Annotated in this window: 7 protein-coding genes; 6 read left to right on the top strand and 1 reads right to left on the bottom strand. The window is 41.9% G+C overall.

Annotated elements, in window-relative coordinates; genetic code table 11:
- The first annotated feature begins 51 nt into the window (after positions 1-51).
- The 6 genes from DP117_RS33045 to DP117_RS37425 all read left to right on the top strand — a co-directional run bounded on the left by DP117_RS33045 (position 52) and on the right by DP117_RS37425 (position 4,927).
- On the top strand, positions 52-636 hold the full coding sequence (locus DP117_RS33045; RefSeq protein ID WP_169222393.1) for a nicotinate-nucleotide adenylyltransferase: 585 nt from the start codon (positions 52-54) through the stop codon (positions 634-636).
- Between the two features lie 13 nt (positions 637-649).
- Complete coding sequence (locus DP117_RS33040; protein WP_169222392.1) at positions 650-1,396, top strand: NUDIX domain-containing protein; 747 nt, start codon at positions 650-652, stop codon at positions 1,394-1,396.
- A 47-nt stretch (positions 1,397-1,443) separates the two neighbouring features.
- Positions 1,444-3,126, top strand: a complete 1,683-nt coding sequence (locus tag DP117_RS33035; RefSeq protein ID WP_169222391.1) for an NAD+ synthase — start codon at positions 1,444-1,446, stop codon at positions 3,124-3,126.
- A 57-nt stretch (positions 3,127-3,183) separates the two neighbouring features.
- Entirely contained in the window at positions 3,184-4,014 is an 831-nt protein-coding gene (gene dapB / locus DP117_RS33030) for a 4-hydroxy-tetrahydrodipicolinate reductase (RefSeq protein WP_169222390.1), read from the top strand.
- Positions 4,015-4,127: 113 nt separating this feature from the next.
- A complete protein-coding gene (locus DP117_RS33025; RefSeq protein ID WP_169222389.1) occupies positions 4,128-4,814 on the top strand; it encodes a phosphate ABC transporter permease in 687 nt (228 codons plus the stop codon).
- Between the two features lie 2 nt (positions 4,815-4,816).
- Positions 4,817-4,927 carry a hypothetical protein gene (locus DP117_RS37425; RefSeq protein ID WP_348983012.1) on the top strand — a complete coding sequence of 37 codons (111 nt, stop codon included), beginning with the start codon at positions 4,817-4,819 and terminating at the stop codon, positions 4,925-4,927.
- Positions 4,928-5,097: 170 nt separating this feature from the next.
- On the opposite strand, the gene DP117_RS33015 is transcribed toward DP117_RS37425, so the two are convergent.
- Complete coding sequence (locus DP117_RS33015) at positions 5,098-5,907, bottom strand: TPM domain-containing protein (protein WP_169222388.1); 810 nt, start codon at positions 5,905-5,907, stop codon at positions 5,098-5,100.
- Between the last annotated feature and the right edge of the window lie 310 nt (positions 5,908-6,217).

Raw genomic sequence — 6,217 nt, 5'->3', positions numbered from 1 at the left:
CCCGCCCACGGCGCTGGCTCCTCCTGACTCCTGACTTCGTGACTATTAAGTATGAAAGTTGCTCTATTTGGTACGAGTGCTGATCCACCAACTGCTGGACACCAAGCGGTTATTCGCTGGCTGTCAGAGCATTTTGATTGGGTGGCTGTTTGGGCGGCAAATAATCCTTTGAAGTCGCATCAAACTTGTTTAGAACATCGGGTAGCGATGTTACATTTGTTGATTGTGGAGATAGATTCGTCAAAGCACAATATTGGTTTGGAACAGGAATTAAGTTATTTGAGAACACTGGAAACATTGGACAATGCAAAAAAACGTTGGCAAGAGGCTGAGTTTACGTTAGTGATAGGTTCTGATTTGCTCGCTCAATTGCCGCGTTGGTATCATATTGAAGATTTGTTGCAGCAAGTACAACTTCTGGTCATACCGCGCCCAAGATATGCAATAGATGAATCTCATTTGCATATGGTGCAAAAACTCGGAGGGAAAGTCACAGTTGCCAATTTTATTGGTCCAGATGTGTCTTCAACAGCTTATCGTGAAAATGGCGATCGCGAAGCTTTAACACCTCTGGTCGTTGATTATATCCATAAAGAGCATTTGTACAAATCTGTACCCGAAAATTTGACTTGTTGAACGATGAGCTCCTATGCCAGGACGCAACCAAAGAAAGATTGTAGAATTGTTAAAACAACAACCTTTAGCAGATTTTAAAGTCGGTGTTGATAATGTAATTTTCTCTGTAGATACTGCACAAAATCGACTGCTAGTTTTATTAGTTATGAGACAGCAGGAGCCATTTTTAAATTATTGGAGTCTTCCTGGTACTTTGGTGCGTCAAGGTGAGTCTGTAGAAGATGCTGCTTATCGCATTCTGTCTGAAAAAATAAGGGTCAAAAATCTTTATTTAGAGCAATTATATACCTTTGGAGGACCGGAGCGCGACCCCCGAGAAGCAACCGATAGTTATGGTGTGCGTTATCTATCGGTGAGTCACTTTGCCCTCGTGCGGTTTGAAGAAGCAGAATTGATTGCTGATGGAGTCACTGGAATAGCTTGGTATCCAGTGAAGCAAGTGCCACAATTAGCTTTTGACCATAACAAAATTTTGGCATACGGACACAGGCGTTTGCGAAATAAATTGGAGTATAGCCCAGTGGCATTTGAAGTTCTACCAGAAACGTTTACTTTGAATGATTTATATCAGTTATATACGACAGTTTTAGGAGAAAATTTCTCTGATTATTCTAATTTTCGAGCGCGTCTACTCAAGTTGGGTTTTTTATATGATACAGGAATAAAAGTGTCGCGTGGTGCTGGTCGTCCAGCTAGTTTATATAAATTTGATGCGGAAGCTTTTGCTCCTTTTAAAGATAAACCTTTAGTTTTTATTTAATTAAAAAGACGTAGAGAGCACGAAGAGAAGAAAACAAAGAGAAGAAAATGAAGATTGCGATCGCTCAACTTAATCCTACCATTGGTGATTTGTCGGGAAATATCCAAAAAATTCTGGATATAGCACAAAAAGCAGTTGCAGAAGGTGCCCGTTTATTACTGACGCCAGAACTTTCTTTATGTGGCTATCCACCGCGTGATTTATTGCTGAATCCTAGTTTTTTACAAGCAATGGACATTGGCTTGCAACAACTAGCAAGAGATTTGCCACCAGAATTAGCTGTCTTGGTAGGAACCGTAGAAGAAAATTTAACAGCACACAAAACTGGCGGTAAAACTTTATTTAATAGTATTGCTTTGTTAGAGAGCAACAAAGTCAAACAAGTTTTTCACAAACGCCTTTTACCTACTTATGATGTCTTTGATGAACATCGTTATTTTGAAGCTGGTTCAGAAGCTAATTACTTCACCCTGGATGATGTTCATATTGGCGTCACGATTTGCGAAGATTTATGGAATGATGAGGAATTTTGGGGCAAGCGTAGTTATACCACAAATCCAATTGCTGACTTAGCAATTCTGGGTGTAGATTTTATTGTGAATTTGTCTGCTTCTCCTTATAGTGTTGGTAAGCAGAAGTTTCGCGAAGCAATGCTCAAGTCTAGTGCAGCGCGTTTTCAGCAACTCATTATCTATGCTAATCAAGTTGGTGGCAATGATGATTTAATTTTTGATGGTAGAAGTTTTGCTTTGAATCGTCAGGGTGAAATAGTCTGTCGTGCTTGTGGCTTTGAACAAGATTTGATAATCGTAGAATTTGATGAAGTGCAACGAGATTTACGTTCAGGTTTTATAACACCAGAATATGAATCTGAAGATGAGGAAATGTGGCACGCTTTGGTTTTAGGATTACGAGATTATGTTCGCAAGTGTGGCTTTTCTAAAGTTGTCCTAGGTTTAAGTGGCGGGATAGATTCTTCATTGGTAGCGGCTGTTGCTACCGCAGCATTGGGTAAAGAAAATGTCCTCGGTGTTCTTATGCCTTCTCCTTATAGTTCTGAGCATTCTATCAGCGATGCTTTGGCTTTAGCAGAAAATCTTGATATGAAAACTCATATCCTACAGATAGGGGAGTTAATGCAAAGCTATGACAAGACTTTTGCTGAGTTGTTTGCTGGAACGGAGTTTGGGCTGGCAGAGGAAAATATTCAATCCCGGATTCGAGGCAATTTATTGATGGCAATTTCTAATAAGTTTGGTCATCTGTTGCTATCTACTGGCAATAAGTCAGAAATGGCAGTTGGTTACTGCACTCTTTATGGTGATATGAATGGAGGATTAGCAGTCATTGCTGATGTGCCAAAAACCCGTGTTTATTCGATTTGCCACTGGTTAAATCGAAATGCTGAAGTTATCCCACAAAATGTTTTAACTAAAGCACCCAGCGCTGAACTTAAACCTGGTCAAGTTGATCAAGATTCACTACCTTCTTACGACATTTTAGATGACATCTTGCAACGCCTGATTCACGATTACCAATCTTCAGAAGAAATTATCGCAGCAGGTCATGACCCAGCAACAGTAGACCGAGTGATTAATTTGGTAGCGCGTGCAGAATTTAAGCGCCGACAAGCACCCCCCGGATTGAAAATTACAGATCGCGCCTTTGGAACTGGTTGGCGAATGCCTATTGCTAGTAAATGGGCTGTTAAGCAATTTAAAATCGCGTAGCAAGACTCCTAGTGGATTTACAATTCGTTTGATGATGTCAAAAGTATTGCTCAAATTATGACGAATCAAGCTCCAATCCCTGTTGTTGTCATCGGTGCTGCGGGCAAAATGGGTCGTGAGGTTGTAAAAGCAGTGGCGCAAGCACCAGATATGAACCTTGTTGGTGCGATTGATACAACTGTCGAACATCAAGGACGCGATGCAGGGGAACTGGCAGGTTTAACTGAGGCTTTGGAAATTCCGATTACCAATCAATTGGAACCGATGCTGGCGTTTGCATCTGGTGAAAAACAACCAGGGGTAATGGTAGATTTTACTCATCCAAGTTCAGTGTATGACAATGTTCGTAGTGCGATCGCCTATGGTCTTCGTCCGGTTGTTGGTACCACTGGCTTAAGTCAAGAACAAATTCAAGATTTAGCAGAATTTGCTGATAAGGCGAGTACAGGATGTTTAATCATTCCTAACTTTTCAATTGGTATAGTGTTGCTGCAACAAGCAGCAGTTGCTGCGTCTCAATATTTTGACCACGTTGAAATTATTGAACTGCATCACAACCAAAAAGCTGATGCTCCCAGCGGTACAGCAATTCAAACTGCTCAGATGCTAGCAGAAATAGGTAAAATATATAACCAGCCTATTGTAGAAGAAACGGAAAAATTACCAGGGGCGCGAGGTAGTCAAGCCGCTGAGGGCGTTAGGATTCACAGCGTACGTTTACCAGGACTGATTGCCCATCAAGAAGTGATTTTTGGTTCAGCTGGTCAAATTTATACTCTAAGACATGATACAAGCGATCGCGCTTCTTTCATGCCAGGAGTTCTACTGGCAATTCGTAAAGTCCTCCAGTTAAAGTCGTTAGTATATGGATTAGAAAAAATTCTTTAACAGTACACAGTAAACAGTAAACAGTTATCAGAAATTTCTTACATAAGCCTGTTCACTGATAACTGATAACTGATTTAAAATACCTAGCACTCACCACTGAGAACACAGCACCCATGATTGTCCCACTGACTCGCCAGAAATTTGAACAAATCATACCCCTCATAGCCACTGGTCCACAGTATAAATACTATTGGGGGAGCTTCCAAGACTTTTTGCAACGGCTGCTCATTTCTGTCGTTGCAGTCGCTGTAGTTTTCCTTATTAAAGTCATTCTGGGGCTTGACTTTGGTCCAATAGTCTTTTTGATCGGGTTGATTGGTGCCCTTTACTGGCTGTGGGGACCAGTGTTTTGGGCGAGTATGCGAAATGCCAAATGTCGCCGTTACAAATACAGCGGTTTTCTCCGTGGTCGAGTGCTGGATTACTGGATTACAGAAGAGTTGATTGGTAAACAGGAAACTGTTGATAACAAAGGCGATTTGGTGATTGTCGAAAATCGGGAAAAACGCATTCACTTAGAAATTGGCGATGACACAGGATTTACAGCTGAGTATAAAGCACCACTGCGGGTTGCCTACAAAGCCATTGCTCGCGGTCAAAGAGCAGAACTGTTAGTTATGTCAAATCGTGCAGATTTAAGCACTATTGATGAAATTTCCGATGTTTATATTCCCAGCCGCGACTTATGGGTCAGTGATTATCCTTACGTTGTACGTGATTTTTTTACGGGTGTGAGTAGCCGCCTGCGTCGCGATGAAGAAGATCAAAGACCGCGTCGCCGTCGCAGAGTGGAGAGATGAAGATGCTCTTGTGCATGGAAGAAGCCAGCTTCATCACAGGTCAAACAATCCACGTGGACGGTGGAGCGTCCATCATGGATTCTATTTTCCCACTCGACATTCAGCAGGAATAGTTGTGTTTACCCACAAACATTATCTGTGGTTTCATTTTGACTTGTTTGACTTTTGCCAAAAGTCTTAGGACTTACGCACCATCTGCCACCAAATCGGTTTATTTGTTCGTATTTGGTTACGAAACAAACGATTTTTGGTGAAAACCGGGTTTTTTGCGTAAGTGCTGAGTCTAAGACTCAGCACTAGAAGAAGAGCGACTAAAAATAGGGGAAAGGTAAGCAACCAAAACACCGATGAGAAAACCGGAAATGTTGCGAATGAGGGGTAGCCAGTCGTTTGTGCGTGTCACTACTGGTCCAATACCGAATGAAATAAATAAGATACCCCATAAAGGAGAGAAAATTAAAGCCCATTGCCAAGCAACAACTTGTCCCTCACGGCGAGGTTGAGCGGCAAATCCACAAATGAATCCACCAATAACTGAACTAATCAAAGTGAAAATCCACTGCTCCTGTGGTAATCCGGGAACAACAGCGCATCCACCCTCAAGCAAACAATTTTTCACTGTTTCCATAGCTTGTAGGATGGCTTGATCTTCGCCCTCTTCTCGCACAAAGTACAAATTGCCAAAGCGGGTTTGCAATTCAATCCAGAAAGTGCGCGGTAAGAGATCATAAACAGCGTCGCCCACACTAAAGCTGAGAATGTTACCACCACGAGAGTCAGCCACCAGCAAAACGCTTTTATCATCCAAACCCCAAAAAGGGATAACTGCTCGCCCTGGAGTACGGTCATATTGAGTCAATACTCGCAGTTTCCAGCCAGTGTCGGCTTCAAATTGTTCTAGTTTCTTAACAAGATTTTCTTCTTGAAGGCTAGTCAAAGACTCAGCTAAGTCTACAACTGGAGTTGGGGTATCAGGTAATAGTTCAGGATTGTCATAAGCGTATGCGCTGGGAGAATGCGTTATCCAAATCGACCCAGCCAGGAAAAATACTGTAACAAAAGCCAGAATTCGTTGCCAAAAACTTTGCTGCATGAGCTTTTTTATACAAATCTCAACAGGAAAAGTGAACAAGTTGTTTTAAAAGAGTACGCGAAAAGTGATACTTCTTTACACTTTTTAACTGTAATCTAATCTAATATTTTAGACCTAGAACTTACAAGCTTGCTCGTCTGTCAGGTTAGATATACAAAAATGAGGACGCAATACCTTGTGCCCCTATTCTCTCATATACCATCTTTGCCCCATCTTCGGAAATCGCCATAAACAGGAAGTAGGGGAGGTAGGGGAACTCACCGGCCCCCACTCCCTGGGGATTAGGGGCAGTAGGGGAAGTAGGGAAGGT

Origin of the sequence: Brasilonema sp. UFV-L1 (assembly GCF_012912105.1) — a bacterium.
In the GTDB taxonomy this organism is placed as follows: Bacteria; Cyanobacteriota; Cyanobacteriia; order Cyanobacteriales; family Nostocaceae; genus Brasilonema.
The sequence above is the reverse complement of the archived record's forward strand: the minus strand, read 5'-3'. Positions and strand labels throughout refer to the sequence as shown.

Coding starts and splice junctions, on each gene's coding strand:
- DP117_RS33045 (WP_169222393.1), top strand. CDS start 52: ATGAAAGTTGCTCTATTTGGTACGAGTGCTGATCCACCAACTGCTGGA.
- DP117_RS33040 (WP_169222392.1), top strand. CDS start 650: ATGCCAGGACGCAACCAAAGAAAGATTGTAGAATTGTTAAAACAACAA.
- DP117_RS33035 (WP_169222391.1), top strand. CDS start 1,444: ATGAAGATTGCGATCGCTCAACTTAATCCTACCATTGGTGATTTGTCG.
- dapB (WP_169222390.1), top strand. CDS start 3,184: ATGACGAATCAAGCTCCAATCCCTGTTGTTGTCATCGGTGCTGCGGGC.
- DP117_RS33025 (WP_169222389.1), top strand. CDS start 4,128: ATGATTGTCCCACTGACTCGCCAGAAATTTGAACAAATCATACCCCTC.
- DP117_RS37425 (WP_348983012.1), top strand. CDS start 4,817: ATGCTCTTGTGCATGGAAGAAGCCAGCTTCATCACAGGTCAAACAATC.
- DP117_RS33015 (WP_169222388.1), bottom strand. CDS start 5,907: ATGCAGCAAAGTTTTTGGCAACGAATTCTGGCTTTTGTTACAGTATTT.